The organism is Streptomyces sp. NPDC014676 (genome assembly GCF_043084105.1).
Classification (GTDB): domain Bacteria; phylum Actinomycetota; class Actinomycetes; order Streptomycetales; family Streptomycetaceae; genus Streptomyces.
Genome location: NZ_JBIBZI010000007.1, coordinates 226362 through 253248 on the forward strand (window position 1 = coordinate 226362; position 26887 = coordinate 253248).

The window sequence follows — 26887 nt, forward strand, 5'->3', positions numbered from 1 at the left end:
TGCAGTGAAACGTATAGTCATGCCATCCGGAGGAGGGTGGACATGGTGGTACGTGCGGCAGTGGCCGGGGCGAGCGGATACGCGGGCGGAGAGGTCCTGCGCCTGCTCCTGGCCCACCCCGAGGTCGAGATCGGTGCCCTGACCGGCAACTCCAACGCGGGGCAGCGGCTCGGCGCGCTCCAGCCCCACCTGCTGCCACTGGCCGGCCGTGCGCTCCAGGAGACCACCGCCGAGGTGCTCGCCGGACACGACGTCGTCTTCCTCGCGCTGCCGCACGGCCAGTCCGCCGCCGTCGCCGAACAGCTCGGCGAGGAGGTGCTCGTGATCGACATGGGCGCCGACTTCCGGCTGGAGGACGCCGCCGACTGGGAGGCGTTCTACGGCTCCCCGCACGCCGGCACCTGGCCCTACGGCCTGCCCGAACTGCCGGGTGCCCGCGCCGCGCTGGAGGGGTCCAAGCGCGTCGCGGTGCCCGGCTGCTACCCGACCGCCGTCTCCCTCGCCCTCTTCCCGGCGTACGCCGCCGGTCTCGCCGAGCCGGAGGCGGTGATCGTCGCCGCCTCCGGGACCTCCGGCGCCGGCAAGGCGCTCAAGCCGCACCTGCTGGGCTCCGAGGTCATGGGCTCCATGTCCCCGTACGGCGTGGGCGGCGGGCACCGGCACACCCCCGAGATGATCCAGAACCTCAGCGCGGCGGCGGGCGAGCGGGTCTCCGTCTCCTTCACGCCGACCCTCGCGCCGATGCCCCGTGGCATCCTCGCCACCTGCACCGCGAAGGCGAAGCCCGGCGTCACCGCCGAGTCCGTGCGCGCCGCCTATGAGAAGGCCTTCGCCGACGAGCCCTTCGTCCACCTCCTGCCCGAGGGCCGGTGGCCCGCGACCGCGTCCGTCCACGGTTCCAACGCCGTTCAGATTCAGGTCGCGTACGACACCGCCGCCGGCCGGATCATCGCGATCAGCGCCATCGACAACCTGACCAAGGGCACCGCGGGCGGTGCCGTCCAGAGCATGAACCTCGCCCTGGGCCTCGACGAGGCCACCGGGCTGACGACGATCGGAGTTGCGCCGTGAGTGTGACGGCAGCGAAGGGATTCACGGCGGCGGGCATCGCCGCCGGGATCAAGGAGAACGGCAACCCCGACCTGGCCCTCGTGGTCAACAACGGCCCCCGCCGCGCCGCCGCCGGCGTCTTCACCTCCAACCGCGTCAAGGCGGCGCCCGTGCTCTGGTCCGAGCAGGTGCTGAAGAGCGGGCAGCTGTCCGCCGTCGTCCTCAACTCCGGCGGCGCAAACGCCTGTACGGGACCGAAGGGCTTCCAGGACACCCACGCCACCGCCGAGAAGGCGGCCGAGGTGCTCGGCACAGGCGCGGGCGAGATCGCCGTCTGCTCGACGGGACTCATCGGCGTGCTGCTCCCCATGGACAAGCTGCTCCCCGGCGTCGAGACCGCCGCCGCCCAGCTCTCCGAGCACGGCGGTGAGAAGGCCGCCATCGCCATCAAGACCACCGACACCGTCCACAAGACCTCCGTGGTCACCAAGGAAGGCTGGACCGTCGGCGGCATGGCCAAGGGCGCCGGCATGCTCGCCCCCGGCCTCGCCACCATGCTCGTCGTCCTCACCACCGACGCCGACGTCGACAGCGCCACCCTGGACAAGGCGCTCCGCGCCGCCACCAAGGTCACCTTCGACCGCGTCGACTCCGACGGCTGCATGTCCACCAACGACACCGTGCTGCTGCTCGCCTCCGGTGCCTCCGGCGTCACCCCGGAGTACGACGACTTCGCCGAGGCCGTACGGACCGTCTGCGACGACCTCGGCCAGCAGCTCATCCGGGACGCGGAAGGCGCCAGCAAGGACATCAAGGTCGAGGTGATCAACGCGGCGACCGAGGACGACGCCGTCGAGGTGGGCCGCTCCATCGCCCGCAACAACCTCCTCAAGTGCGCGATCCACGGCGAGGACCCCAACTGGGGCCGCGTGCTCTCCGCGATCGGCACGACGAAGGCCGCCTTCGAGCCCGACGAGCTCAACGTCGCCATCAACGGCGTCTGGGTCTGCAAGAACGGCGGCGTCGGCGAGGACCGCGACCAGGTCGACATGCGCTACCGCGAGGTCCACATCGTCGCCGACCTCGCCGCCGGTGACGCCGGCGCCGTCATCTGGACCAACGACCTCACCGCCGACTACGTCCACGAGAACAGCGCGTATTCCTCATGACCGACGGACCCACGCGGAAGCACACCGCGCTGCCCAAGGCCCAGATCCTCATCGAGGCGCTGCCCTGGCTCACCCGCCACCACGGCAAGACCGTCGTCATCAAGTTCGGCGGCAACGCCATGGTCGACGAGGACCTGAAGGCCGCCTTCGCCCAGGACGTCGTCTTCCTGCGCCACGCCGGCCTCAAGCCCGTCGTCGTGCACGGCGGCGGCCCTCAGATCAGCCGCGCGCTCGACCGGCACGGCATCGTCAGCGAGTTCAAGGCAGGCCTGCGCGTCACCACCGAGGACGCCATGGACGTCGTCCGCATGGTGCTCGCCGGACAGGTGCAGCGCGAACTGGTCGGGCTGCTCAACCGGCACGGCCCGCTCGCCGTCGGCCTCACCGGCGAGGACGCGCACACCCTCACCGCCACCAGGCACCGGCCCGAGATCGACGGCGAGCTCGTCGACATCGGACGGGTCGGCGAGATCACCGACATCGACACCGGTGCGATCGAGGCCCTGCTCGCCGACGGCCGCATCCCGGTCGTCTCCTCGATCGCCCGCAGCCAGGACGACCACCATGTCTACAACGTCAATGCTGATACGGCGGCTGCGGCACTCGCTGCTGCACTGGGCGCCGAGACCCTCATGGTCCTCACGGACGTCGAGGGACTCTACGAGGACTGGCCGAACTCCGACGAGGTGATCAGCCGCCTCACCGCGTCCCAGCTCGAGAAACTCCTGCCGGAGCTGTCCTCCGGCATGGTGCCGAAGATGGAGGGCTGCCTGCACGCCGTACGCAACGGCGTCACCACCGCCCGCGTCATCGACGGCCGGGTCCAGCACTCGATCCTGCTGGAGATCTTCACGGACGAGGGCATCGGCACGATGGTCGTGCCCGACGAACAGGGGGAGTCGTGACCAACGCAGAGCTCACCGCACGGTGGCAGGGCGCGCTGATGAACAACTACGGCACACCGCGCCTGCCCCTCGTACGCGGCGAGGGCCCGAAGGTCTGGGACGCCGAGGGCACGGAGTACCTCGACTTCGTCGGCGGCATCGCGACCAACGCCCTCGGCCACGCCCACCCGGCGATCGTCGAGGCCGTCAGCCGGCAGATCGGCTCCCTCGGCCACATCTCCAACTTCTTCATGGCCGAGCCGACCGTCGCCCTCGCCGAGCGGCTGCTCCGGCTCTTCGGCCGGGACGGCAGGGTCTTCTTCTGCAACTCCGGCGCCGAGGCCAACGAGGCCGCCTTCAAGATCGGCCGGCTCACCGGGCGGACCCACGTCGTCGCCACCGAGGGCGCCTTCCACGGCCGCACGATGGGCGCCCTCGCGCTCACCGGGCAGCCCGGCAAGCGGGAGCCGTTCCAGCCGCTGCCCGCCGACGTCACCCACGTGCCCTTCGGCGACGCGCAGGCGCTGGCCGCCGCGGTCACCGAGGAGACGGCCCTGGTGATCATCGAACCCATCCAGGGTGAACTCGGTGTCGTCGTCCCGCCCGCCGGCTACCTGAAGGCGGCCCGCGCCATCACCGCCGCCACCGGCGCGCTGCTCGTCCTCGACGAGGTGCAGACCGGCATCGGCCGGACCGGGCACTGGTTCGAGTACCAGGCCCACGAGGGCGTCCTGCCGGACGTCGTCACCCTCGCCAAGCAGCTCGGCGGCGGCCTGCCGCTCGGCGCCACCGTCGCCTTCGGCCGCGCCGCCGACCTGCTCCGGCCCGGCCACCACGGCACGACCTTCGGCGGCAACCCGGTCGCCTGCGCCGCGGGACTCGCCGTTCTCGACACCATCGAGGACGCGGGGCTGCTGGAGAACGTCAAGCGGCAGGGCGAGAAACTCCGCGACGGGATCGAGGGATCCGGCCACGCCTTGATCGACCATGTCCGGGGCGCGGGCCTCCTCCTGGGTATCGTGCTCACCGAGCCGCTCGCGCCCCAGGTGCAACAGGCGGCTCAGGACGCCGGATTCCTCGTGAACGCGCCCGCCCCCGATGTCGTACGGCTGATGCCGCCGCTGAACCTCGGGGACGACGCGGTGGACGCCTTCCTCGGGGCGCTGCCCGGCATCCTGGACCAGGCCGGTACGGCGGGCGGGGAAGGACGATCCGGAGAATGAGACGACGATGAGCCAGGAGCAGGACCAGGGTCAGCAGGCCGGGCCCGCCGTGCCGCAGACGCGCACCGCACGCCACCGCCGGATCGTGGACATCCTCAACCGGCAGCCGGTGCGGTCGCAGAGCCAGCTCGCGAAGCTGCTCGCGGACGACGGGCTGAGCGTCACCCAGGCGACGCTGTCGCGGGACCTGGACGAGCTGAACGCGGTGAAGATCCGCAACAACGACGGCGACCTGATCTACGCGGTGCCGAGCGAGGGGGGGTTCCGCACGCCTCGCGCTCCGCTGGGGGAGTCGGCGAAGGAGGAGCGGATGCGGAGGCTGTCGCAGGAGCTGCTGATCTCCGCGGAGGCCTCCGCGAACCTGGTGGTCCTGCGGACCCCGCCCGGTGCGGCCCAGTTCCTGGCCTCGGCCATCGACCAGGCGGAACTCCACGACATCCTCGGCACGATCGCCGGCGACGACACGCTGCTGCTGATCAGCCGGGAACCGACGGGAGGGCAGGCCCTGGCGGACCACTTGCTCCGCCTGGCCCAGAACGGCCACTGAGCGCTCCGCGCATCTCTCCGGTACGCCCCCGCGGGCCGCATGTGGCCGATCGGGCAGTTCCCCGCGCCCCTGGGGGAGTCGCGATACGGCCGACCGAGTGCTCGCGTTCTCATGGCTGGTGGTCTGCCGGCTGCGGGCTGTCTGTGGCTGGTCGCGCAGTTCCCCGCGCCCCTGGGGAACCGCGGTACTCCCCACTGAGAGGCCCCTGCGGCCGCGGGCAGTCGTGCCTCCCCCAGTGCCTTTGAAGGCCTGGGAGGTGCCCCCAGGGCGATGGGGGTCCCCCCGTCCGAGCGCAGCCGAGGGTGGGGGAGGGTGGGCGCGGCGGCATCCCGCGAACGCGGTGAGTGAAACCGTTGCCTCAGCCGCGGCGCCGCTCACTCAGGAGTGCCGCTCACCCCAGCCGACCCGCCAACCCCCCGGTGCACCGCACCTCGTCGCCCCCCGTGATCAGCAGGGCCTCGACGTCCGGGAGGGACTCCAGCCATCGCAGTCCCTCCCGCGACCCCATCGCGAACGCCGCCGTGGCCCAGCAGTCCGCCCACGTCAGGCGAGGGGCCACGACCGTCACCGCGACCAGGTCGGTCACCGCGGAGCGGCCCGTGCGCGGGTCGACGATGTGATCGCCCCGTTCGGCCGTGCCGGACGTCGCCACAGCCAACTCCGAGGCGCCCGCCGCGGAGACGACCGCGGCGAGACCGCCCGGACGCAACGGGTCCGACACCCCCACCCGCCACGGCCGCCCCGCCCCCGGCCCACCCAGCAACTGGACGTCTCCGCCCCCGTTGACGCTCACCCCCGTCGCCCCCGCGGCGGCGAGCCGTCGCGCCGCCCGTTCCGTGGCCCAGCCCTTCACCACGCCCGTCGGATCGAGCCGCCCCCGGTAACGCGGACTGAACCAGCCCTCGCTCACCCGCTCCGCCTCCGCCGCCAGCTCCAGCACCTCGGCGACCTCGGCGTCGCACTCCCCGATACTCAGCTCACCCCGCGCCAGCCGGGAGATCTGGCTGTCGTCGCGGTACGTGCTGAACACCTCGTCCACCCGGTGCAGCCCCGCGACCGCCTCCTGAAGCGCCGCGCGCACCGCGGCGGGATCCCCGCCGCGGACGTCGAGGGAGAAGACGGTCCCCATCGTCTCCTCCACGTGACGCACCGCGGCGGGAGCCTCGGCCGGCTCGGCCACCGTGTCAGCCACCGGCCTTGTCCAGCGCCGACTGGAGCGACTGCTTGTACCCCGCGCTGGTGTACGTGGCCCCCGACACCGCGTCGATCCCCGCGTCCCCGGCCGCCACCGCCGCCTGGTTGAGCTTCGGCACCGCGGCGGAGTTGACCTGGTCGCTCTGCCCGCCCTTGGGTGTTTGCACCGCCTCGGCCCTGGTGATCTTCCCGCCGCTGACGGTGATCCGCACCTGGACCGGCCCGTACTGCGTCTGCGCCACGTCCCCGGTGACGGTCCGCGCCTGCGCGCTCCCGGCACCGTCCGATCCGGAAGCCCCCGGGGACCCGGCCGCCCGCGCCTTGTCCAGCGCCGACTGCAGCGACTTCTTGTACCCACCGCTGGTGTACGTGGCCCCGGACACCACGTCGATGTCCGCGCTCTGCGCCGTCACGGTCGCCTGGTTCAGCCGGGGCACGGAGTGGGACGTGACCTGGTCGCTCTGTCCGCCCTTGGGCGCCTGCACCGCCTCCGCCTTGGTGATCTTCCCGCCGCTCACCGTCAGCCGGACCTGCACCGCCCCGTACTGGGTCTGTGCCGCGTCACCGGTGACGGTGCCGTCCCCGATGGGCTGGGCGGCGCCGCCCTGCGGCGACTGGGCCGCCGCGGGCGGGACCGCGCCGCCGGCCGTGGCGGCCGAACCGGGGTCGGACGCCGGCTTCAGTGACAGCAGCAGCACGATGCCGGACACGGTGGCAGCGGTCGCGAGCACGGCACGCCGGACGGGGTGACTCTTCCTCATCGCTTCTCAAGCTCCTGATGGGTGTGGATGACCCGGCTGGATGGCTGGCTGACCGGTCGCTCACATTTCGAACGACTCGTGATGGATGCGCCGGGCGGGGACTCCCGCCTCGCGCAGCGCTTCGTACACCGACTGCGCGAACCCGGGCGGACCGCACATGAACACGTCGTGGCGGTCGACGTCCGGGATCTTCCGGCGCAGGCTCTCCGCCGAGATGTCGGGGCGCTCACCGTCGGGGCTGTTCACCGCGTACATCAGCCGGGCACCCCGTTCGTCGGCGATCTTCGCCAGCTCGCCCCACAGCGCCAGGTCCTGGGTGCTGTTGGCCCGGTACAGCAGCGTGATGTCGCCGGAGGCGCCGGGCAGCGTCTCGAACAGCGCCCGCATCGGGGTGATGCCCACCCCGCCCGCCACCAGCAGCACCTTGCCGCGGCTGCGGCGCTGCGCGGTCAGCGCCCCGTACGGGCCCTCCGCCCACACCTTCGTGCCGGGCTCCAGCTCGCGCAGCCGTGAGGTGTGGTCGCCGATCGCCTTGACCGTGATCCGCAGCATGTCCGGGCGGGGCGCCGCCGACAGCGAGTACGGGTGGGAGCTGAACCGCATGCCCGGCGCCTTGAACCGCCAGCGGAAGAACTGCCCGGCCTCCGCGCCCATCCGGTGCAGCCTGCGCCCGCCGATCAGCACGGACACGATGCCCGGCGTCTCCTCGATGACCGCCTCGACCCGCATCCGGTGCCGCAGGTTCAGCCGTACCGGGGTGATGATCCGGTACCACAGCACCAGTGCGGTCACGACGCCGTAGAGCCCGTACCAGAAGGTCTTCGCGGTCGGTTCGACGGCGAACTCGTTGCCGGTGGTGATCTGGTGCCAGAACGTCAGGAAGACCACCGCGTACGTCAGCAGGTGCACGTGGTACCAGCCGTCGTACGGCAGCCGGCGCCGGACCGGGCCGATGGAGAGGAAGGCGATCACGAACAGCAGACCGGTGCCGATGGCGGCCTTGCCCATGTCCGGCAGCGTGTTGATGGAGGTGATCGTCTGCTGCACGATGTCGCCGAGGCTCCTGCCCGCCTGCCGGGCGTAGCCCCACATGATCAGGAAGACGTGCGCGATGACCAGGCTGACGGTGTAGCGGCCGCTCATCGCGTGCCAGCGGGCGACCCGGTCCGAGCCCACCCGGCGTTCCAGCGCGGGCACGCGCGCCATCTGGAGCACCACCAGGGCCATCAGATAGCCGGCGAGCAGGCCGGTGATCCGGCCCGCGGCGATGATCTTCCCGGTGGTGTCCGCGATGGACGGTGTGCTGGTCCACCACAACCACAGCACGGCCACCGCGCCCGCGGCCACCGCGAGCAGCAGGGGGACGGCGGGAGAGCGGCGCGGACGGATGCGGCGCATCGTCTGGCGGCGGGCGGCACGGCCGCCGGCGAGCGTGGTGGTCACGGTTCCTCCGTGGGGACTTGACCCTTGACCCACACATACGTGCCGTCACGCCGGAGTGTTCAGAGGAGATGCGCGGCTCAGCGGCGGGTGGCCGTCGTGCGCCCCTCCCGGTGTCCGCCGTCCGGTCCGGCAGCGGCGCGGCCGGACGGCGGACACCGGGAGAGGGCGGGGAGGCGACGTACGACGGCGGGGGCGACACCTGGGCGCATGGCTCAGGCAGGGGAGGGGGGCAGCGGCAACGGCAGCCCGGGGAGTCCGTCCAGGCTGGTCGCGATGTACTCCTTCTTGGTGAAGTACGCGTCGAGTGAGGCGTCGTCCTCCCGCGCGAACCGCTTCCCGTGCAGGTCCCGTTCGCTCTCGTACGCCATGAAGGGCACTGCGTATCCGCAGGTGTCCCGGATCAGTTCGGCCGTCACGACGACGACGGCGCGCAGGCCGTGGAGCGAGGGGTCGATGCCGGGGAAACGGGTGAGCAGTTCCCCGAAGCGGGGATCGTCCCGGAAGACGGGCTCGCCGCGGCCGTGCACGCGCACGATGTTCGGCGGCCCCTGGAACGCGCACCACATCAGGGTGATCCGGCCGTTCTCCCGCAGATGGGCGATGGTCTCGGCGTTGGAGCCGGCGAAGTCGAGGTAGGCGACGGTGAGCTCGTCGAGGACCACGAAGGACCCCTTGAGCCCCTTGGGCGAGAGATTGACCGTGCCGTCGGCGGACAGGGGGGCGGTGGCGGTGAAGAAGACCGGCTGTTCCTCGATGAAGGTGCGGAGGCGGCCGTCTATGCGCTCATAGGTCTTTCCCATGTCCACCGATTATGAGGCCAGGTCTTTCGTTTGTCTAAGCAATTGACGGCCGTTGGAGAAATACCGTGGCCGCCCCGGCCGGCGCTTGTACGGGGCGGCCACAGCGCCTGTCACCTCACTTGGTGAGTGTGCAGGCGGCCAGGGAGTCCAGTCCGGAGGGGCGTTCGGCGGTGCGGCCGATGGCGGTGGCGATGCGGTTGATGGCGGCGACGCGCTTGTCCTCGAGGGGGCCGAGGATGGCGTTCCGGACGAAGTCGGGTCCGCCTTGTCCGACGGTGTCGGCGAGGCGCTTGTCGGCTTCGGCGATCTGCTGGTCGAGGTCGCCGAGGTTGCGGTCGACCTCGGCCTGGGCGGAGGCGGGGATCGCGGGCAGCTCCGGAGCCACGTCCGGGCAGGAGATCGTGCCCGGTCCCGCCAGTGTCCGGGCGTTCGCGTCGCCGCCGTCCCCGGACGACTCGCCGGCGAGGGCGGAGCCGGCGATCACCGCGCCGGACAGCGCCAGCGCGGCGGCGCCGCCGATGAAGCCGACGCGGCGCTTGTTGTACTTCGGAAGGGCCCTGGACATGCGGATGCCTCACTCGGGTCGGGGTGTCACGGGTGGTTGTCGTGCTGTCTCGATCGGTCCGACGCGGCGCCTGCGTCCGGCGACAAGTACGCGAAAGCGGTTTCCGGTGTTCAACCCGGCCCGGATTCGCGAGCAGATTGACGATTCATGCGGACTACTGCATACTCATGCATGTCAGCGAATGCACTGTAAGGAGAAACCCGTGACCGAGCGCGTCGTACTCGCCTACTCGGGCGGTCTGGACACCTCCGTCGCCATCGGCTGGATCGCCGAGGAGACGGGCGCCGAGGTCATCGCCGTCGCGGTCGACGTCGGCCAGGGCGGCGAGGACCTGGACGTCATCCGCAAGCGCGCCCTCGCCTGCGGTGCCGTCGAGGCCGAGGTCGCGGACGCCAAGGACGAGTTCGCCGAGGAGTACTGCCTCCCGGCGATCAAGGCCAACGCCCTCTACATGGACCGCTATCCGCTGGTCTCCGCGCTGTCCCGGCCGACGATCGTCAAGCACCTCGTCGCCGCCGCGCAGAAGCACGGCGCCACCACCGTCGCCCACGGCTGCACCGGCAAGGGCAACGACCAGGTCCGCTTCGAGGCCGGCATCGTCGCCCTCGCCCCCGACCTGAAGTGCATCGCCCCGGTCCGCGACTACGCCATGACCCGCGACAAGGCCATCGCCTTCTGCGAGGCCAAGGGCCTGCCGATCGCGACCACCAAGAAGTCCCCTTACTCCATCGACCAGAACGTCTTCGGCCGCGCCGTCGAGACCGGCTTCCTCGAGGACATCTGGAACGCGCCGATCGAGGACGTGTACGAGTACACGCAGAACCCCGCCGTCGCGCGTGAGCCCGACGAGGTCGTCATCACCTTCAAGGAGGGCGTCCCCGTCGCCGTCGACGGCAAGCCGGTCACCGTCCTCCAGGCGATCCAGCAGCTCAACGAGCGCGCCGGCGCCCAGGGCATCGGCCGGATCGACATGGTCGAGGACCGCCTCGTCGGCATCAAGTCCCGCGAGGTGTACGAGGCCCCCGGCGCGATCGCCCTGATCACCGCCCACCAGGAGCTGGAGAACGTCACCGTCGAGCGCGAGCTCGCCCGCTACAAGCGGCAGGTCGAGCAGCGCTGGGGCGAACTGGTCTACGACGGCCAGTGGTTCTCCCCGCTCAAGCGCGCCCTGGACGGCTTCATCACCGAGGCGAACCAGCACGTCAACGGCGACATCCGGATGACCCTGCACGGCGGCCGCGCCGTCGTCACCGGCCGGCGCTCGGAGTCGTCGCTGTACGACTTCAACCTGGCCACGTACGACACGGGCGACACGTTCGACCAGGCTGCCGCCAAGGGGTTCATCGACATCTACAGCCTGTCGGCGAAGATCGCGGCCAAGCGCGACCTCGCCTGAGCCGTAGCGCCTGACGAACCCTCACACGCACTGGCCTGACAGCCGCCTCTCCACGCGCCCGTGGAGAGGCGGCGGCACATCCGGAACCTTCGAGGAGCACGCAAGTGAGCAGCAACAGCGGTGACGTACGGCTCTGGGGCGGCCGTTTCGCCGACGGTCCCGCCGAGGCCCTGGCGAAGCTGTCCGCGTCCGTCCACTTCGACTGGCGGCTCGCGCCCTACGACATCGCCGGCTCGCGTGCCCACGCCCGCGTGCTGCACGCGGCGGGCCTGCTCACCGAGGACGAGCTGACCCGCATGCTCGCCGGGCTCGACCGGCTCGAAGCGGACGTCACCGACGGCTCCTTCACCGGCACCATCGCCGACGAGGACGTCCACACCGCCCTCGAGCGCGGCCTGCTGGAGCGTCTCGGCCCCGACCTCGGCGGCAAGCTGCGCGCCGGCCGGTCCCGCAACGACCAGGTGGCCACCCTCTTCCGCATGTACCTGCGGGACCACGCCCGCGTCATCGGCGGTCTGATCGCCGACCTCCAGGACGCGCTCGTCGGCCTCGCCGAGGCCCACCCGGACGTGGCCATGCCCGGCCGCACCCACCTCCAGCACGCCCAGCCGGTGCTCTTCGCCCACCACGTCCTCGCCCACGTCCAGGCGCTGTCCCGGGACGCCGAGCGGCTGCGCCAGTGGGACGAGCGCACGGCGGTGTCGCCGTACGGTTCCGGAGCGCTCGCGGGCAGCAGCCTCGGCCTGGACCCGGAGGCGGTCGCCGCGGACCTCGGCTTCGAGCACGGCAGCGCCGCCAACTCCATCGACGGCACGGCCTCCCGCGACTTCGTCGCCGAGTTCGCCTTCATCACCGCGATGATCGGCGTGAACGTCTCCCGGATCGCCGAGGAGATCATCATCTGGAACACGAAGGAGTTCTCCTTCGTGACCCTGCACGACGCGTTCTCCACCGGCTCGTCGATCATGCCGCAGAAGAAGAACCCGGACATCGCCGAGCTGGCGCGCGGCAAGTCCGGCCGTCTCATCGGCAACCTGACCGGCCTGATGGCGACCCTCAAGGCGCTGCCCCTCGCGTACAACCGCGACCTCCAGGAGGACAAGGAGCCGGTCTTCGACTCCATCGACCAGCTGGAGGTTCTGCTCCCCGCCTTCACCGGCATGATGGCCACCCTCACCGTGCACCGCGAGCGCATGGAGGAACTGGCCCCGGCCGGCTTCTCCCTCGCCACCGACATCGCCGAGTGGCTGGTCAAGCAGGGCGTGCCGTTCCGCGTCGCGCACGAGGTGGCCGGTGAGTGCGTCAAGGTCGCCGAGTCCGAGGACAAGGAACTGGACGAACTGACCGACGAACAGTTCGCCAAGATCTCCGCCCACCTCACCCCGGAGGTCCGCTCGGTCCTCAACGTCCCCGGCGCCCTCGCCTCCCGCGACGGCCGGGGCGGCACGGCCCCGAGCGCGGTCGCGGTCCAGCTGGCGGAGGTGAAGCGGGACGTGGCCGACCAGCACGCTTGGGCAACGGCGAAGAAGCGGTAGGGCAACATCCCTCAGGGGCGCGGGGCCGTACCGGTGTGCGGCTCCGCCGCGCGGGCGCGAAGAACCCCGACGCACCCGCACCCGCGAAACAGCCGCAGCACCCGAGCTCTTGGGCGAAGCCAAGGTCATCGCGGGTTACGTTGGTCGGGAACCGTACCGGACCCGACCGACGGAGCCCGCGATGCCCTTCGCCCGACTGGCAACAGCGACAACCCCCACCTGCCACATCGGCCTCGGCCTCGCCGCCGTCGGCCGCCCCGGCTACATCAACCTCGGCCGGAACGCCGACCTCGGAGAGGACCGCAGCGTCGAGACGCTGCGCACCCGCACGCACGAACTCCTCGACGCCGCCTACGCCCAGGGCGTCCGCTACTTCGACGCAGCCCGCTCCTACGGCCGCTCCGAGGAGTTCCTCGCCGACTGGCTGAGGAAGAGGACCGACGTCGACGACGTCGTCATCGGCAGCAAATGGGGCTACACCTACACCGCCGACTGGACCACCGACGCCGAGCGGCACGAGGTCAAGGACCACTCCCTCGCGGCGTACGAGCGTCAGCGCGCCGAGACCGAGGCGCTGCTCGGCGACCGGCTCGACCTCTACCAGATCCACTCGGTGACCCCCGAGAGCCCCGCCCTCACCGACAAGGAGCTGCACGCCCGGCTCGCGGAGGCGGCGGGCCGGGGCCTCACCGTCGGCTTCTCCACCAGCGGCCCGGCCCAGGCCGACGCCGTCCGCGCCGCCCTCGCCGTCACGGTCGACGGCGAACCCCTCTTCCGTACCGTCCAGTCGACGTACAACGCCCTGGAGACCTCCGCCGGGCCCGCGCTCGCCGAGGCCCGTGACGCCGGGCTCACCGTGATCGTCAAGGAGGGCATGGCCAACGGCCGGCTCGCCGCCGCGCACGCCCCGGAGGCGCTGCGGGCCGTCGCCGAGGAGACCGGGCTCGGCTGTGACGCCGTCGCCCTCGCGGTGGTCCTGCGGCAGCCGTGGGCCGGTGTGGTCCTCTCCGGCGCGGCCACCACCGCCCAGCTCGCCTCCAACCTGCACGCCGCCGCCGTCGGCCTCACCGACGACCAGCTCTCCCGCCTCGCCGCCCTGGCCGAGGAGCCCCGGGCCTACTGGGAGCGGCGCGGAGAGCTGCCCTGGCACTGACCGCTCGGCCGTTCCTCACACGACGGACAGTTGTGAGACCTGTGCGCCTTGGATGAGACATTCATGTCTCACTTGGAGTACTGTTGTCTCATGGCTGTCGATCGTGACCACGTGCTGCGCAGTGCCGCCGCCCTGCTGACCCGTAAATCCACCGCGACCATGGACGAGGTCGCCAAGGCCGCCGGAATCAGCCGCGCCACCCTGCACCGGCAGTTCGCCGGGCGGGACGCGCTGGTCCGGGCGCTGGAGGCGCTCGGGATCGCCGAGTGCGAGGCCGCCCTGGCCGCCGCCCGGCCCGACGAGGGGCCGGCCGCCGACGCCGTGCGCCGCATGGTCGCCGCGATCGAACCGCACGCCCCCCTGCTCGCCTTCCTCTACACCGAGAACCAGCTGTTCGAGGGCGAGGAGCAGAACGAGGGCTGGGCCGCGATCGACGAGCGCATCGCCGCGCTGTTCCGGCGCGGCCAGGCGAGCGGGGAGTTCCGCATCGACCTCACCCCGGCCTGGCTCACCGAGGCGCTCTACGGACTGCTCGCCTCCGCCGCCTGGGCGGTGGCCGAGGGCCGGGTCGCCCCCAAGGACTTCACCCACATGATCGTCGAGCTGCTGCTCGGCGGCGTACGACGCACGGAAGAACCGGCGGCAAGGAAGGAATCATGACCAGCGCCATACGGCCGCGGACCACGACCGAGGAGACGCGCCGCCCCGGCCGCTGGCTCGCCCTGTCGGTCCTCGTGCTCGCCGTCCTGCTGGTGGCCGTCGACGCGACCGTCCTCGGCCTCGCCACCCCGTACATCAGCGAGGACCTCGCACCCACCGGCTCCCAGCTGCTGTGGATCGGTGACGTCTACTCCTTCGTGCTCGCCGGACTGCTCGTGTCGATGGGCAGCCTCGGCGACCGCGTCGGCCGCAAGCGGATCCTGCTGTACGGCGCCGTCGCGTTCGGCATGATCTCCGTGCTCAACGCCTACGCGCACACGCCCGAGGTGATGATCGCGGCGCGCGCCCTGCTCGGCGTCGCCGGGGCCACCCTGATGCCGGCCACCCTCGCCCTGATCCGCAACCTCTTCCACGACCCGCGTGAGCGCAGCCTCGCCATCGGCATCTGGGGCGCGACCGCCTCCGCCGGCACGGCGGTCGGACCGATCCTCGGAGGGCTGCTGCTGGAGCACTTCTGGTGGGGCTCGGTCTTCCTGATCAACCTGCCGGTCATGGCGGTCCTGGTGGTCGTCGGCATCAAGCTGCTGCCGGAGTCCCGCACCCCCGAACCCGGCCCGTGGGACCTGACCAGCGTGGCCCTGTCCCTGGCCGGCATGATCGGCGTGGTCTACGCGGTGAAGGAGACCGCGAGCCACGGTTTCGCCGCGCCCGCCCTCGCGGCAGGCCTGCCGGGCGCGACGGCCCTGTACCTGTTCGTCCGCCGCCAGCTCGCCCTTCCCAAGCCCCTCCTGGACATGCGGCTGTTCCGCGGCCGGGGATTCAGCGGAGCGGTGCTCGCCGACCTGCTCACCGTCCTCGGCCTGTCCGGCCTGGTGTTCTTCCTCTCCCAGTACCTGCAACTGGTCCAGGGGCGTCGCCCGTTCGAGGCGGGCCTCGCGGAACTGCCCGCCGCGGTCGGCGCGGTGGCGGCCGGCCTGATCGCCGGCCGGACCGCCCGCCGCTTCTCGGTGCGCTCGGTCGTCGCCGGGGGCCTGGCCGCCATCGGCCTGGCCCTGGCCGCCCTCACCGTCATCGGCCAGTCCACCGGCTACCCCCTGCTCGGTACGGCGCTGCTGGTGGTCGGCGCGGGCGCGGGCTTCTCGTTCACGGTGACCGCGGACGTGATCCTCTCGAGCGTTCCGAAGGAACAGGCGGGCGCAGCATCCGCCGTCTCGGAGACGGCGTACGAACTCGGCGCGGCCCTGGGCATCGCCGTCCTGGGCTCGATCGTCACGGGCGTCTACCGCGACTTCCCCGCCCCACCGGGCACCCCGGCCACCGCCCACGAGTCCCTGGGCAGCGCGGTCGAGGCAGCGACCCGCATGCCCGCCCACACCGCGGAACCCATGCTGGAAGCGGCCCGCGAGGCTTTCGTCGACGGCCTCACCCTGGCAGCGGGAGCAGGAGCGGCAGTCCTCCTGGCAGCCTCGGCGGCAGCCTGGTCCATGCTCCGCGGCCAGAAGCTGGACAACGCCTGAGCGGGCCGCCGGCCACCTGCGTACCCAGGCCCCCGACAACCCCCTTGAGGGGCGCGGTCACCTGCGCACCCAGGCCCGCGGACAACCCCCAAGGGGCGCGGGGAACCGCGCGCCAAGCCCCCACTCGCCCGCAGGGACCGGAAACGCGGTGGGAGCCGGCGGAGAGGATCCGCCGGCTCCCACCGAAGAGAACGTCGGTCCGGGCCGACCGAGACCTACGCGGCCTCTTTGGCCTTGCTGGCGTACATGTCCACGTACTCCTGCCCGGACAACCGCATGACCTCGGTCATCACCGAGTCGGTCACCGCCCGCAGCACATACCGGTCACGCCCCATCCCGTCGTAACGGGAGAACTCCATCGCCTCACCGAAACGGACCGTCACCTTGCCCGGCCGGGGCAGACCCGCACCCCCGGGCTGCAGCTTGTCCGTGCCGATCATCGCGAACGGCACGACCGGCGCGCCGGTCATCAGGGTGAGCCGGGCGATGCCGGTACGGCCCCGGTACAGCCGGCCGTCGGGGGAGCGGGTGCCCTCCGGGTAGATGCCGAAGATCCGGCCCTCCTCCAGCACCCGGCGCCCGGTCATCAGCGCCGCCACCCCGCCCCGGCCGCCGTCGCGGTCGACGGGGATCATGCCGACGCCGGTGAAGAACCACGCCATCAACCGGCCCTTGAGGCCCTTGCCGGTGACGTACTCGTCCTTGCCGATGAAGACGACCTGACGGTCGCAGACGAGCGGCAGGATCATCGAGTCGATGAACGTCAGGTGGTTGCCGGCCAGGATGACGGGACCGTCGCCCGGGATGTTCTCCGCGCCCTCCACCTGTGGGCGGAACATCAGGCGCATGATCGGACCGAGCACTGCCTTGATGAGCGCGAAGCGGGACAACGGGCCCTCCGGTGGGAAACGGACGTCGGTTCATGCCGTACGAGTCTGTGCAGGTGAGGACATTACTCGCGGCCCGGGGGGTTGCGCACATCGAGATCGCGTGAGTTCACCGAGGTCTTACTCACTCTTGACCCGGGTTCACCTGCGGTGGCCCGCCCGCGGCCGGTGGGCGACACGGCCGTCACGCTGTGACGCAACTCGCCCGGGCCGCACACCGCACGCGTGCCCCGCTCTGTCCCGTCCAACCGGACGAGCCGTCACATCCCCGCCGGAATACGACAGACGTACGTCATTCGCACGAGGGGCGTACGTCACGCGACATCATCCGTGTGTTCGGCCCGGGGTCTCCCGTGCGTCATCCGCGCGCACCTACGATCGCCCCGCACCGGACGAGCCGACATCAGGAGGACCCTCATGGCAACGCGGGAGTCGAACGAACAGGCGGGCGGAACCGGACGGCGGACCCTCCTCGGCGCGGCCGTGCTCGGCGCCTCCGGAACGGTCCTGGCCCTGGGCGGCACCGCGAGAGCCGCCGGTGCCCGGCCCGGCGGCGGCCGGGGACTGAAGAGCCTGCCCGTCCCCACCATCGTGGGCCACCGCGGGGCCAGCGGCTACCGGCCCGAGCACACCCTCGGCGCCTACCAGCTCGCCCTCGACATGGGCGCGGACATCGTCGAGGCCGGCGACCTCGTCCCCACCAAGGACGGTCATCTCGTCTGCCGCCACGAACCGGAGATCGGCGGCACCACGGACGTCGCCGACCATCCCGAGTTCGCCGGCCGCCGGACCACCAAGACACTGGACGGCGCCTCCGTCACCGGCTGGTTCACCGAGGACTTCACCCTCGCCGAGCTGAAGCGGCTCCGCGCGGTGGAGCGCATCCCCGCCAACCGCCCGCACAACACCCTCTACAACGGACGCTGGGAGATCCCCACCTTCGAGGAGGTGCTGCGCTGGCAGGACGAGCAGACCCGCAAGCGCGGCAAGCAGGTCTGGATCTACCCCGAGCTCAAGCACCCCACCTACTTCCGCAAGCTGGGGCTGGACCTGGAGGAGCGAGTCGCCAAGCTGCTGCGCCGGCACGGCAAGGACGACAAGAACGCGCCGGTCATCCTCCAGTCCTTCGAGCCGACCAGCGTCGAGCGCCTGAACAAACTGGTCGACAACCCCCTCGTCGTCCTCCTCTCCGGCGCCACCACCCGCCCCTGGGACTTCGTCGAGACGGGGGACCCGCGCACCGTCGCCGACCTCGTCACCCGCAGGGGCCTGCGCGAGATCGCCGGCTACGCCCAGGGCATTGGCCCCACCCTCGACCTGGTCATCCCGCGCGACGCGGCCGGCCGGCTCACCGAGCCGACCACGCTGGTGCGGGACGCCCACCGCGCGGGCCTGATCCTGCACCCCTACACCCTGCGCAACGAGAACCCCTTCCTGCCCGCCGACTTCCGCGAGGGCACCGACCCCGACGCCTACGGCGACGTCTTCGGCGCCTACCGGGCGTACTTCGCCACCGGCATCGACGGCGTCTTCACCGACAACCCGGACACCGGACTGCTGGCCCGCGAGGACTTCGTCAACAACTGACCCGCTTTGCCCTGTCAGAGGGGATTTGGGCCGCTCCGGGCAACCCTGCCCGGAGCGGCCGAGTCGTTGCGCGTATGACACACGAGCTGGTCATGGCGTACGAGCTGGTCGTCTCCCTGCGTCCGCTGCTCACCGCGGAGGCCGCCGCAGAGGCGCTCGGCTCCGGGACCGAACCGGGCGATCTGGAACAGGCGGTGTGGCTGCGCCTCCTGGAGCGTCTCGGCACCTGCGGTCCGCCGTCCGACCCTCCGGGCTGGCTGCGCCGGGCGGTCCGCGCGGAGGCCCGCCGCACCCGCCGCGGCGCCCGCCGGGAGGCGGCGCTGACCGGCGACCCCGCCGACACCGGTCACCACGGCCCCGAAGGTCTCGCACTCGCCGCCGCCCGCCGCCGTGCCCTGCGGGACGCCGTACGACGGCTGCCCGGCCGCTGCCCGGAACTGATGGAGGCGCTGCTGTCCCCGCACGACCCGACATACCGGGAGATCGCGGGGGAGTTGGGTATCTCACAGGGCAGTATCGGCCCGGAACGTTCCAGATGCCTGGGATGTCTGCGTCGTTTGCTCACACAGGAGGTTGCGGCGCGCTGAGGACGGGGATAGGAGTGGGGGACGACAGGTGATCAGGTGAGCGGGAGGCATGCGCACATGGGCATGAGCGTGACCATCTCTGCGGCGGCCGGGCAGGACGCGGAGCAGATCTTCAGGTTGCAGTACCTGTGCTTCCAGAGCGAGGCGGCGCTCTACGGCAACTACCGCATCGACCCGCTCGTCCAGACCCTCGACTCGGTCCGCGAGGAGGTCGCCGCCGACTGCGTCTTCGTCGCCCGCCTCGGCGACGAGATCGTCGGCTCGGTGCACGGCAGGATCACCGAGGAGGGCGCCGCCGCGATCGGCAAGCTCTGCGTCCACCCCCGCCTCCAGGGACACGGCATCGGCGCGCGTCTCCTGCGGGCCGCGGAGTCCGCCCTGGCCGACGAGCGCGGCGCCAGGACCTTCCGCCTGCACGCCGGGCACCGCAGCGAGAGCAACCTGCGGCTGTACAGCAAGGTCGGCTACCAGCGGGTGGGCACCTCCCAGGGCGCCGACGGCGTACCGATGATCGTCCTGGAGAAGCAGGCGCAGGCCTACGCGACGACCGCCTGATCAGGACGCGGGCCGCTGCTCCGGCCGTGCCCCGCGCAGCCAGTACAGGGCGGTGAGGGGCAGCAGCACCGGGATGAAGAGATAGCCCATCCCGTAGTCCGACCACACGGTGGCGTCGGGGAACGCGGACGGCTCCACCAGCGTCCAGGTCCCCACGGTCAGTACGCCCACGAGCTCGGCGGCGCAGCACACCAGCGCCGCCCTGCGGGCCGTCTCCCCGCCGCGTACCAGGGTGTAGGTGATGAAGCCGTAGACCACGCCGGCCGCCGCCGACAGCGCGTAGGCGAGCGGCGCCCGGTCGAACTCGGTGGCGATCTGGTACGCGGAGCGCGACACCGCGCCGACGACCATCACCCCGTACAGCCACACCAGCAGCAGTCCGGGACCGCCGATCAGCCGCGTCCTGGCCGGCTTCTCCCGCGTCGCGGCCACCTCAGCCTCCCCAGATGTCATAGAGCCGCACCTCGAGCACGGCCAGCACGACACCGCTCGCGGCGACCGTCAGCGAACCCCAGCGGGAGCGCTCGCCGAGCGACATGAAGCCGGCCGCCGGGACGCACGCGAACGCGCCGAGCAGATACGCCACGAAGATCGTCGTTCCCTGCTCCGGCTTCTCGCCCCGGGCCAGCCGCACGATCCCGACGACCAGCTGCGCCAGCGCCAGCAGCGTGACCACGGCCATCCCGATGAAGTGCCAGTCCTTCGTCGGCTGGTCACGGTAGGCGGCCCACCCGCACCAGGCGCCGAGCAGCAACGCGGCGACACCGGTCACCACCGTCAGGACATCAAGCATGGCAGTGACCCTATTACGCCGGAAAACCCCCGCTGTCCCCGCCCCCGGGAGCGCCGGGCCCGGTGTCCTCCGTGACCAGCCCGGCGGCGACCGCCCACCCGCGGGTCCGCGCGTGCGCGCCCGCTTCGGACGCCGGGTCCGGCGTGTACACCGGACCCGGGGCGGTCTCGATCAGGTGGACCATCGTCCAAGCGAGCCCTTGACGTCCTCGCCCGCGTGAACGCGGGCGATTCCGGTCAGCACCGCTACGCGATGCTCCCTCGGGTTCCTGCTTCACGGGCCCTTGCCACCCGGAGGTGGTCTTACAGGGCCTCCACAGGCCTGACTTCCCGCCCGTCCGGCGGTAGGTCCGCCAACTACGTTGTCGGACAAGGCGACTTTAGCAATGAAGCTGGCCCCCTACGGGTCGCCGGGGCGAGGATGCCCCACACCTCCACCCTGAAGGGTGGAGCACTGGGCAAGTGTCCGGTAGCAGCCGGCCAGGGCCTCCGCCTCGGCGAGGCTCAGCGGGCGCGGTATCGCCTCCAGTTGCCGCGCCCTGCGGTCGATCTCCGCTTCCTCACCGGACTCCTCGTCGGGCAGCGGTCTGTCCGCCACGAAGGCGCTCACCTCAGGACTCATGCCGTGATGATCGCCACGGCCGGGGGATCCGGCAAGGTCCGGCGGGCCCGTAAGGTCGATGGCATGACCATCCATGCGCAGGCCCTGCTGTTCGACAACGACGGAACCCTCGTCTCCTCCCTCGCCTCCGTGAACCGCTGCTGGACGCGGTGGGCCGTCGAGTACGGGATCACGGCCGAGGAGTTCGGGCGCGTCGAGCTGCACGGGCGGCCGGCCGCGGAGATAGCCGCCGATCTGCTGCCCGCCCGTGTCGTGCCGGAGGCCGTCGCGCGGATCGAGGACCTGGAGGTCGAGGACGTGCCCAACGGCGGTGTGGAACTGCTGCCGGGGACCGCGGACTTCCTCGCCGCGCTGCCCGCCGAGCGCTGGGCCGTCGTCACCTCCGCCACCCGGCGCCTGGCCGAGGCCCGCCTGGAGGCCGTCGGCATCCTGCCCAAGACCCTGGTCGCCGCCGACGACATCACCCGCGGCAAGCCCGACCCCGAGCCCTACCTCCTCGCCGCCCGCACCCTCGGCGTCGACCCCGCGCACTGCGTCGTCTTCGAGGACGCCCCCGCCGGACTCCAGGCCGGCCGCGCCGCCGGCATGACCACCGTGGCCTTGGCCACAACCCACCGGGCCCACGAGCTGACCGCCGACCTCGTCGTGAAGGACCTCTCGGCCCTGTCCGCACTGGTCACGGACGGGGGAGTGGAGATCTCCGTACGTCCTTGACGCGGGCGTGCCGCTGTCCACGGTTGTCCAGAATACGGACAGCCGTGTCCGGTCGGGAGTGAACGTCTGCTTTACTGATCGCATGACCACGACGAGCGACCGCATCCCCGCGACCGAGGCGCCCATGACGCCCGGCGCCCGGTGTATGTGTCGCCGAATGTGCGCCTGACAGAGGGCCCCCGCACCATCTGAGCCTCGCGCCCCGAAGCGAGAGCCCGCTCATGTCCGCCCGCGTCCCCCGCATGTGCGACTGAGCCACGCCCCCGCGCGCACGTTTCTCCACGGTCCCCACCGCCACGCCCCACCGAGATCCGTGCCGCCCGGCTGCTTTCGACCCTGAATGCCTCGTGCCCGGCGCCCACGACGCGCCGCGCACTCGACAGTGACGGATACCCACGTGATCACCACCTCGGGCCTCACCAAGGTCTACCGCTCACGCGGCCGCGAGGTCACCGCCCTCGACGGCGTCGACCTGCACGTCCGCGAAGGCGAGGTCTACGGCGTCATCGGCCAGTCCGGCGCCGGCAAGTCCTCCCTCATCCGCTGCGTCAACCTGCTGGAACGCCCCACCTCGGGCACCGTGACCGTGGCCGGCCAGGACCTCACCGCGCTCGCCGGCCGCGGCCCCCGGGCCGGCCGGGAACTGCGGCAGGCGCGCAGCCGTATCGGCATGGTCTTCCAGCATTTCAACCTGCTCTCCTCGCGCACCGTGCAGGACAACGTCGAACTGCCCCTGGAGATCCTCGGGAAGTCGGGGAGGGAACGCTCCCGCAAGGCGCTGGAACTGCTCGACCTGGTGGGCCTCGCGGACAAGGCCAAGGCCTACCCCGCCCAGCTCTCCGGCGGCCAGAAGCAGCGCGTCGGCATCGCCCGCGCCCTCGCCGGCGACCCCAAGGTGCTGCTCTCCGACGAGGCCACCAGCGCCCTCGACCCGGAGACCACCCGCTCGATCCTGCGGCTCCTGCGCGACCTCAACCGGCAGCTCGGCCTCACCGTCCTGCTCATCACCCACGAGATGGACGTCGTGAAGTCGGTCTGCGACTCGGCCGCCCTCATGGAGAACGGCCGCGTCGTCGAGTCCGGCACGGTCACCGAGCTCCTCGCCACCCCCGGCTCCGAACTGGCCGCCGCGCTCTTCCCGGTCGGCGGCGAGGCCTCCGGCGACGACCGCACCGTCCTCGACGTCACCTTCCACGGGGAGAGCGCGACCCAGCCGGTCATCTCCCAGCTCTCGCGCACCTACAACATCGACATATCGATCCTCGGCGCCGCCATCGACACCGTCGGCGGCCTCCAGGTCGGCCGGATGCGCATCGAACTGCCCGGCCGCTACGAGGACAACGTCGTCCCCGTCGGCTTCCTGCGCGAACAGGGCCTGCAGATCGACGTCGTGAACCGGGAAGAGCCCGCACTCGTGAAGGAGGGGGCCAAGTGACCTGGTCCGAGATGCAGCCACTGCTCGAACAGGCCTGTACCGAGACGCTGATCATGGTCGGCTGGTCCACCCTGATCGCCGTCGTCGGCGGCCTCCCGCTCGGCATCCTGCTCGTCCTCACCGACAAGGGCGGACTGCTCCAGAACACCCTGGTGAACAAGGTCATCGGGCAGATCGTGAACATCGGCCGCTCGCTGCCGTTCATCATCCTCATGGTCGCCCTGATGAACTTCACCCGCTGGGTCACCGGCACCACCATCGGCAGCGAGGCCGCGATCGTGCCGCTCGCCATCGGCGGCATCCCCTTCTTCGCCCGCCTCGTCGAGACCGCCGTGCGCGAGGTCGACCACGGACTCGTCGAAGCCGTGCAGGCCATGGGCGGCAACACCTGGACGATCGTCCGCAAGGTCCTCGTCCCCGAGGCGCTGCCCTCGCTGATCGCCTCCACCACCACCACGGTCATCGCCCTCATCGGCTACTCGGCCATGGCCGGCACCGTCGGCGGCGGCGGACTCGGCGACCTCGCCGTCCGCTACGGCTACCAGCGCTTCGAGACCGGCCTGATGTGGATCACCGTCGCGGTCCTCGCCGTGGCCATCTCCCTCATCCAGTTCGCCGGCGACTACGCGGCCCGCGCCCTGCACCGCCGCGGCGGCCGCTCCGGCTCCTCGCCCAGGCTCCGGCTCCTCAAGGCCGAGGAGCCCGCCGCGGCCGACGTCGGCAAGGTCGCGTAGCACCTCCGCCGAAGACTCCCCGTACCACCCATACGGGGCCGCACCACCCAAGGAAAGGCACTTTTCGTGCGTAACACCGCCAAGATCACCACCGCCGTCCTCGCCGCCGGAGCCCTCACCCTCGGGCTCACCGCCTGCGGCTCGGACAAGGACGCCGCCTCCGACACCTCCGGGCCGCTGGTCGTCGCCGCGACGCCCGTCCCGCACGCCGAGGTCCTCACCTACGTCAAGGACAACCTCGCCGACAAGGCCGGCCTCGACCTGGAGGTCAAGGAGTTCACCGACTACGTCACGCCGAACACGGCCACCGAGGACGGTTCGGTGGGAGCCAACTACTTCCAGACCGAGCCCTACCTCGAGGACTTCAACAAGAAGAACGGCACCCACCTGAAGTCCGTCGCCTCGGTGCACCTGGAGCCGCTCGGCCTGTACTCGAAGAAGACCGAGAAGGCCGACGGCCTGAAGAACGGCGCGACCGTCGCCGTCCCCAACGACACCGTCACCGAGGCCCGCGCCCTCCAGCTGCTCGCCGCCAACGGGCTCATCACCCTCAAGGACGGCGTCGGCACCGCGGCCACCACCGCGGACATCACCGAGAACCCGAAGAACCTGAAGTTCAAGGAGCTGGAGGCGGCCCAGACCCCGCGCTCCCTGGACGACGTCGACGCGGCCGTCATCAACGGCAACTACGCCCTGGAGGCCGACCTCAAGCCGGCCGAGGACGCCATCGCCCTGGAGTCCGCCGAGAACAACCCGAACGTGAACCTCCTCGTCGTCAAGGAGGGCAACGAGGACGACCCGCGCGTCAAGAAGCTCGCCGGACTCCTCACCTCGCCCGAGGTGAAGAAGTTCATCGAGGACAAGTACGCGGGTTCCGTCATCGCCTCGTTCTGACCGGCGCGACCCGCACGGCACCCACGGGGTCCCCTCCGCGTACCGGAGCGGACCCCGTGGTGCGGTTCGGTGCCTTCATGCTGCATGCTGGGCAGTTCAGCAGCACCCGACGGTCCCTCAGGTTACGGAGCGGCGCATGACGAGCACCTTCCCCAGCATCTCCATCAGCACGGAGCGGTTGGTGCTGCGTCCCTTCGACACGGACGACGTCCCGGCCCTCGCCGAGATGATGAACGACGAGCAGGTCGGCGCCTGGACCGACGTCCCGCAGCCCTTCTCCGAACAGGCCGCACGCACCTGGATCACCGAGTACGCCCCCTCCGAACGCGCCCGGGGCAACGGACTCGACCTCGCCGTCACCGAGTTCCTCACCCAGCGCCTGGTCGGCGTCATCCAGCTCGCCAAGACCGACTGGCACGTGCGCTCCACCGAGCTGTCGTACATCATCGCCCCCTGGGCGCGCGGCGAGGGCTACGCCTCCGAGGCGGCGCTCGCCACCGCCCAGTGGCTCTTCAACGACCAGAAGTTCGAACGCATCGAGCTGCGCACCGCGGCCGACAACACCGCCTCCCAGCAGGTCGCCCAGAAGATCGGCTGCATCAGCGAGGGCGTGCTGAGAGGTGCCTGCATAGCCCACGTCCGCACCGAGGGCGGCGGCTGGAGCGACGTACGCACCGACTTCATCGTATGGAGCCTGCTGCCCGAGGACATCGAGGGCGCGGACGGACAACTGGCCGACACCGGCGGATTCACCTCGTACCCGGACTGGAACTGACCTTCGCACGAGGTACCGGCGGCGCGGACCCCGGTCGCACCAGGTAGTCTCACGGAGCCCGCCCCGTGGCGGGACAGCCGACGACGACCTGCGCAGACCCCAGGAGACTGACGACGATGGCCGACCGGGTCACGGTGATCGGCTGGGACGGTTCGCCGCTGACCGCCGCGGCCCGCGCCGCGCTGGGCGCCGCCACGCTGGTGGCCGGCGCCGCCCACCATCTGGCACTCCCCGAGGTGCCCCCCGGCGCCGAACGCGTCCGGCTCGGCTCCGTCGCCCTCGCCGCCCGCCGCATCGCCGCCCACCGCGGCACCGCCGTCGTCCTCGCCGACGGCGACCCCGGCTTCTTCGGCGTCGTACGGACCCTGCGCGCACCCGAGTTCGGCCTCGAGGTCGAGGTCGTCCCCGGCGTGTCCTCCGTCGCCGCCGCCTTCGCCCGCGCCGGAATGCCCTGGGACGACGCCCACGTGGTCGTCGCACACCCGCGCACGCTGCGACGCGCGGTGAATGTATGCCGGGCCCACACCAAGGTCGCGGTTCTCACCTCGCCCGGCGCCGGACCCGCCGAACTGGGCCTGCTCATGGAGGGCGTCCACCGCACCTTCGTGATCTGTGAGGAACTCGGCACCGAGCGCGAGCGGGTCAGCGTGGTCACCTCCGACAAGGCCGCCGACCACACCTGGCGCGACCCCAATGTCGTCATCGTCGTCGGCGGCCGGGCCGGTGCCGGTGAGTCCGGCGGCTGGATCGCCGGACGCGACCCCTCCGCCGGCCCCCGCGGCTGGTCGCTGCCGGCCGGGGAGTACGGCGGCGACCTCGGTGAGGGCGAGCGGGAACCGCTGCGCGTCTCCCAACTCGCCCGGCTCGGACCGCGGGCCGGCGACCTCGTCTGGGACATCGGCTGCGGAAGCGGCGCCTTCGCCACCGAGGCCGCCCGCGCGGGCGCCGCCGTCATCGCCGTCGACAGCGACCCGCGCGCCTGTGCCCGCACCGAGTCCACCGCCCGCCGGTACGGGGTTCAGCTCCAGATCGTCCACGGCACCGCCCCGCACGTCCTGGAGAACCTCCCCGAGCCGGACGTCGTCCGGGTCGGCGGCGGGGGAGCGGCCGTCGTCTCCGCGGTCGCCGACCGCCGTCCGCAGCGCATCGTCACGCACGCCGCCACCCGCGACGGGGCCGAACTCGTCGGCCGGAACCTCGCGGAACACGGCTACCAGGTGGAGTGCGCCCTGCTGCAGTCCGTCGAACTCGACACCAGGGCCTGGACGGAGAAGGAACGGAGCGTCGCGTTCCTGCTCAGCGGGGTGCTGCCCGCGCGCGACAACTGATCCGATTCCCGTCCCCGTGATCGGATTGTCCGACCGCGCGAGGTAGGCTGGCCGATCGTTGTACCGCACCCGGACACCCG

General features: G+C 71.5%; 28 protein-coding genes. 19 read left to right on the forward strand and 9 right to left on the reverse strand.

All coding sequences use genetic code 11. The annotated features are described in order from the left end of the window. Positions 1-42: 42 nt before the first annotated feature. The 5 genes from argC to ACF1DX_RS21545 are packed head-to-tail and all read left to right on the forward strand — an operon-like array spanning position 43 to position 4873. On the forward strand, positions 43-1071 hold the full coding sequence (gene argC / locus ACF1DX_RS21525) for an N-acetyl-gamma-glutamyl-phosphate reductase (protein ID WP_391792747.1): 1029 nt from the start codon (positions 43-45) through the stop codon (positions 1069-1071). Further along, positions 1068-2219 carry a bifunctional glutamate N-acetyltransferase/amino-acid acetyltransferase ArgJ gene (argJ, locus tag ACF1DX_RS21530; protein WP_391792748.1) on the forward strand — a complete coding sequence of 384 codons (1152 nt, stop codon included), beginning with the start codon at positions 1068-1070 and terminating at the stop codon, positions 2217-2219. The genes argC and argJ overlap by 4 nt, the downstream gene beginning before the upstream one ends. Further along, positions 2216-3124 carry an acetylglutamate kinase gene (gene argB / locus ACF1DX_RS21535; protein WP_391792749.1) on the forward strand — a complete coding sequence of 303 codons (909 nt, stop codon included), beginning with the start codon at positions 2216-2218 and terminating at the stop codon, positions 3122-3124. The genes argJ and argB overlap by 4 nt, the downstream gene beginning before the upstream one ends. Next, on the forward strand, positions 3121-4326 hold the full coding sequence (locus ACF1DX_RS21540) for an acetylornithine transaminase (RefSeq protein WP_391792750.1): 1206 nt from the start codon (positions 3121-3123) through the stop codon (positions 4324-4326). The genes argB and ACF1DX_RS21540 overlap by 4 nt, the downstream gene beginning before the upstream one ends. Before the next feature lie 7 nt (positions 4327-4333). After that, positions 4334-4873, forward strand: coding sequence for an arginine repressor (locus ACF1DX_RS21545; RefSeq protein WP_073933707.1), 540 nt, complete (start codon positions 4334-4336; stop codon positions 4871-4873). A gap of 391 nt (positions 4874-5264) precedes the next feature. Here ACF1DX_RS21545 and ACF1DX_RS21550 read toward each other — a convergent pair whose 3' ends face one another. The 5 genes from ACF1DX_RS21550 to ACF1DX_RS21570 form a co-directional block, all read right to left on the reverse strand. Beyond that, positions 5265-6002, reverse strand: coding sequence for an FAD:protein FMN transferase (locus ACF1DX_RS21550; RefSeq protein ID WP_391792911.1), 738 nt, complete (start codon positions 6000-6002; stop codon positions 5265-5267). Positions 6003-6057: 55 nt separating this feature from the next. Beyond that, complete coding sequence (locus ACF1DX_RS21555; protein WP_391792751.1) at positions 6058-6828, reverse strand: FMN-binding protein; 771 nt, start codon at positions 6826-6828, stop codon at positions 6058-6060. 60 nt (positions 6829-6888) lie between these two features. Then, a complete protein-coding gene (locus ACF1DX_RS21560; RefSeq protein ID WP_391792752.1) occupies positions 6889-8271 on the reverse strand; it encodes a ferric reductase-like transmembrane domain-containing protein in 1383 nt (460 codons plus the stop codon). A gap of 212 nt (positions 8272-8483) precedes the next feature. Then, positions 8484-9071 carry a pyridoxamine 5'-phosphate oxidase family protein gene (locus ACF1DX_RS21565; RefSeq protein ID WP_391792753.1) on the reverse strand — a complete coding sequence of 196 codons (588 nt, stop codon included), beginning with the start codon at positions 9069-9071 and terminating at the stop codon, positions 8484-8486. A 115-nt stretch (positions 9072-9186) separates the two neighbouring features. Then, positions 9187-9636: a hypothetical protein gene (locus ACF1DX_RS21570; protein WP_391792754.1), complete on the reverse strand. Its 450-nt coding sequence runs from the start codon at positions 9634-9636 to the stop codon at positions 9187-9189. Between the two features lie 202 nt (positions 9637-9838). On the opposite strand from ACF1DX_RS21570, the gene ACF1DX_RS21575 reads away from it, so the two are divergent. From ACF1DX_RS21575 to ACF1DX_RS21595, 5 genes are all read left to right on the forward strand, one after another. After that, positions 9839-11032 (forward strand): argininosuccinate synthase, encoded by a 1194-nt coding sequence (locus ACF1DX_RS21575; protein ID WP_391792755.1) that lies wholly within the window; start codon positions 9839-9841, stop codon positions 11030-11032. A 104-nt stretch (positions 11033-11136) separates the two neighbouring features. Further along, on the forward strand, positions 11137-12567 hold the full coding sequence (gene argH / locus ACF1DX_RS21580; protein ID WP_391792756.1) for an argininosuccinate lyase: 1431 nt from the start codon (positions 11137-11139) through the stop codon (positions 12565-12567). A 181-nt stretch (positions 12568-12748) separates the two neighbouring features. After that, on the forward strand, positions 12749-13720 hold the full coding sequence (locus ACF1DX_RS21585; RefSeq protein WP_391792757.1) for an aldo/keto reductase: 972 nt from the start codon (positions 12749-12751) through the stop codon (positions 13718-13720). A 90-nt stretch (positions 13721-13810) separates the two neighbouring features. After that, positions 13811-14380: a TetR/AcrR family transcriptional regulator gene (locus ACF1DX_RS21590; RefSeq protein WP_391792758.1), complete on the forward strand. Its 570-nt coding sequence runs from the start codon at positions 13811-13813 to the stop codon at positions 14378-14380. Further along, positions 14377-15897, forward strand: a complete 1521-nt coding sequence (locus tag ACF1DX_RS21595; RefSeq protein WP_391792759.1) for an MFS transporter — start codon at positions 14377-14379, stop codon at positions 15895-15897. The genes ACF1DX_RS21590 and ACF1DX_RS21595 overlap by 4 nt, the downstream gene beginning before the upstream one ends. A 215-nt stretch (positions 15898-16112) precedes the next feature. Here ACF1DX_RS21595 and ACF1DX_RS21600 read toward each other — a convergent pair whose 3' ends face one another. Further along, positions 16113-16787, reverse strand: a complete 675-nt coding sequence (locus ACF1DX_RS21600; RefSeq protein WP_391792760.1) for a lysophospholipid acyltransferase family protein — start codon at positions 16785-16787, stop codon at positions 16113-16115. Positions 16788-17201: 414 nt separating this feature from the next. Here ACF1DX_RS21600 and ACF1DX_RS21605 point away from each other — a divergent pair, with 414 nt between their 5' ends. From ACF1DX_RS21605 to ACF1DX_RS21615, 3 genes are all read left to right on the forward strand, one after another. After that, positions 17202-18371 (forward strand): glycerophosphodiester phosphodiesterase, encoded by a 1170-nt coding sequence (locus tag ACF1DX_RS21605; RefSeq protein WP_391792761.1) that lies wholly within the window; start codon positions 17202-17204, stop codon positions 18369-18371. Between the two features lie 74 nt (positions 18372-18445). Beyond that, the gene (locus ACF1DX_RS21610; RefSeq protein ID WP_391792762.1) at positions 18446-18958 is read left to right on the forward strand and encodes a sigma-70 family RNA polymerase sigma factor; all 513 of its coding nucleotides are present in this window, start codon (positions 18446-18448) and stop codon (positions 18956-18958) included. Between the two features lie 57 nt (positions 18959-19015). Continuing rightward, positions 19016-19513, forward strand: a complete 498-nt coding sequence (locus tag ACF1DX_RS21615) for a GNAT family N-acetyltransferase (protein ID WP_391792912.1) — start codon at positions 19016-19018, stop codon at positions 19511-19513. Here the strand turns inward: ACF1DX_RS21615 and ACF1DX_RS21620 are convergent, their stop codons facing one another. The 3 genes from ACF1DX_RS21620 to ACF1DX_RS21630 all read right to left on the reverse strand — a co-directional run bounded on the left by ACF1DX_RS21620 (position 19514) and on the right by ACF1DX_RS21630 (position 20927). After that, positions 19514-19945, reverse strand: a complete 432-nt coding sequence (locus ACF1DX_RS21620) for a hypothetical protein (RefSeq protein ID WP_391792763.1) — start codon at positions 19943-19945, stop codon at positions 19514-19516. Between the two features lies 1 nt (position 19946). After that, a complete protein-coding gene (locus ACF1DX_RS21625) occupies positions 19947-20306 on the reverse strand; it encodes a hypothetical protein (protein ID WP_391792764.1) in 360 nt (119 codons plus the stop codon). A gap of 399 nt (positions 20307-20705) precedes the next feature. Further along, positions 20706-20927 carry a hypothetical protein gene (locus ACF1DX_RS21630; protein WP_391792765.1) on the reverse strand — a complete coding sequence of 74 codons (222 nt, stop codon included), beginning with the start codon at positions 20925-20927 and terminating at the stop codon, positions 20706-20708. Between the two features lie 63 nt (positions 20928-20990). Here ACF1DX_RS21630 and ACF1DX_RS21635 point away from each other — a divergent pair, with 63 nt between their 5' ends. The 6 genes from ACF1DX_RS21635 (at position 20991) to cbiE (ending at position 26807) form a co-directional block, all read left to right on the forward strand. Next, positions 20991-21641 carry an HAD family hydrolase gene (locus ACF1DX_RS21635; RefSeq protein WP_391792766.1) on the forward strand — a complete coding sequence of 217 codons (651 nt, stop codon included), beginning with the start codon at positions 20991-20993 and terminating at the stop codon, positions 21639-21641. Positions 21642-22038: 397 nt separating this feature from the next. Then, positions 22039-23076 (forward strand): methionine ABC transporter ATP-binding protein, encoded by a 1038-nt coding sequence (locus tag ACF1DX_RS21640; RefSeq protein ID WP_391792767.1) that lies wholly within the window; start codon positions 22039-22041, stop codon positions 23074-23076. Next, entirely contained in the window at positions 23073-23810 is a 738-nt protein-coding gene (locus ACF1DX_RS21645) for a methionine ABC transporter permease (RefSeq protein ID WP_391792768.1), read from the forward strand. Before ACF1DX_RS21640 ends, ACF1DX_RS21645 begins: the two co-directional genes overlap by 4 nt. A 66-nt stretch (positions 23811-23876) precedes the next feature. Continuing rightward, positions 23877-24704 carry a MetQ/NlpA family ABC transporter substrate-binding protein gene (locus tag ACF1DX_RS21650; protein ID WP_391792769.1) on the forward strand — a complete coding sequence of 276 codons (828 nt, stop codon included), beginning with the start codon at positions 23877-23879 and terminating at the stop codon, positions 24702-24704. A gap of 136 nt (positions 24705-24840) precedes the next feature. Further along, complete coding sequence (locus ACF1DX_RS21655) at positions 24841-25479, forward strand: GNAT family N-acetyltransferase (protein ID WP_391792770.1); 639 nt, start codon at positions 24841-24843, stop codon at positions 25477-25479. A 116-nt stretch (positions 25480-25595) separates the two neighbouring features. Then, positions 25596-26807, forward strand: coding sequence for a precorrin-6y C5,15-methyltransferase (decarboxylating) subunit CbiE (cbiE, locus tag ACF1DX_RS21660; RefSeq protein ID WP_391792771.1), 1212 nt, complete (start codon positions 25596-25598; stop codon positions 26805-26807). Positions 26808-26887: the final 80 nt, after the last annotated feature.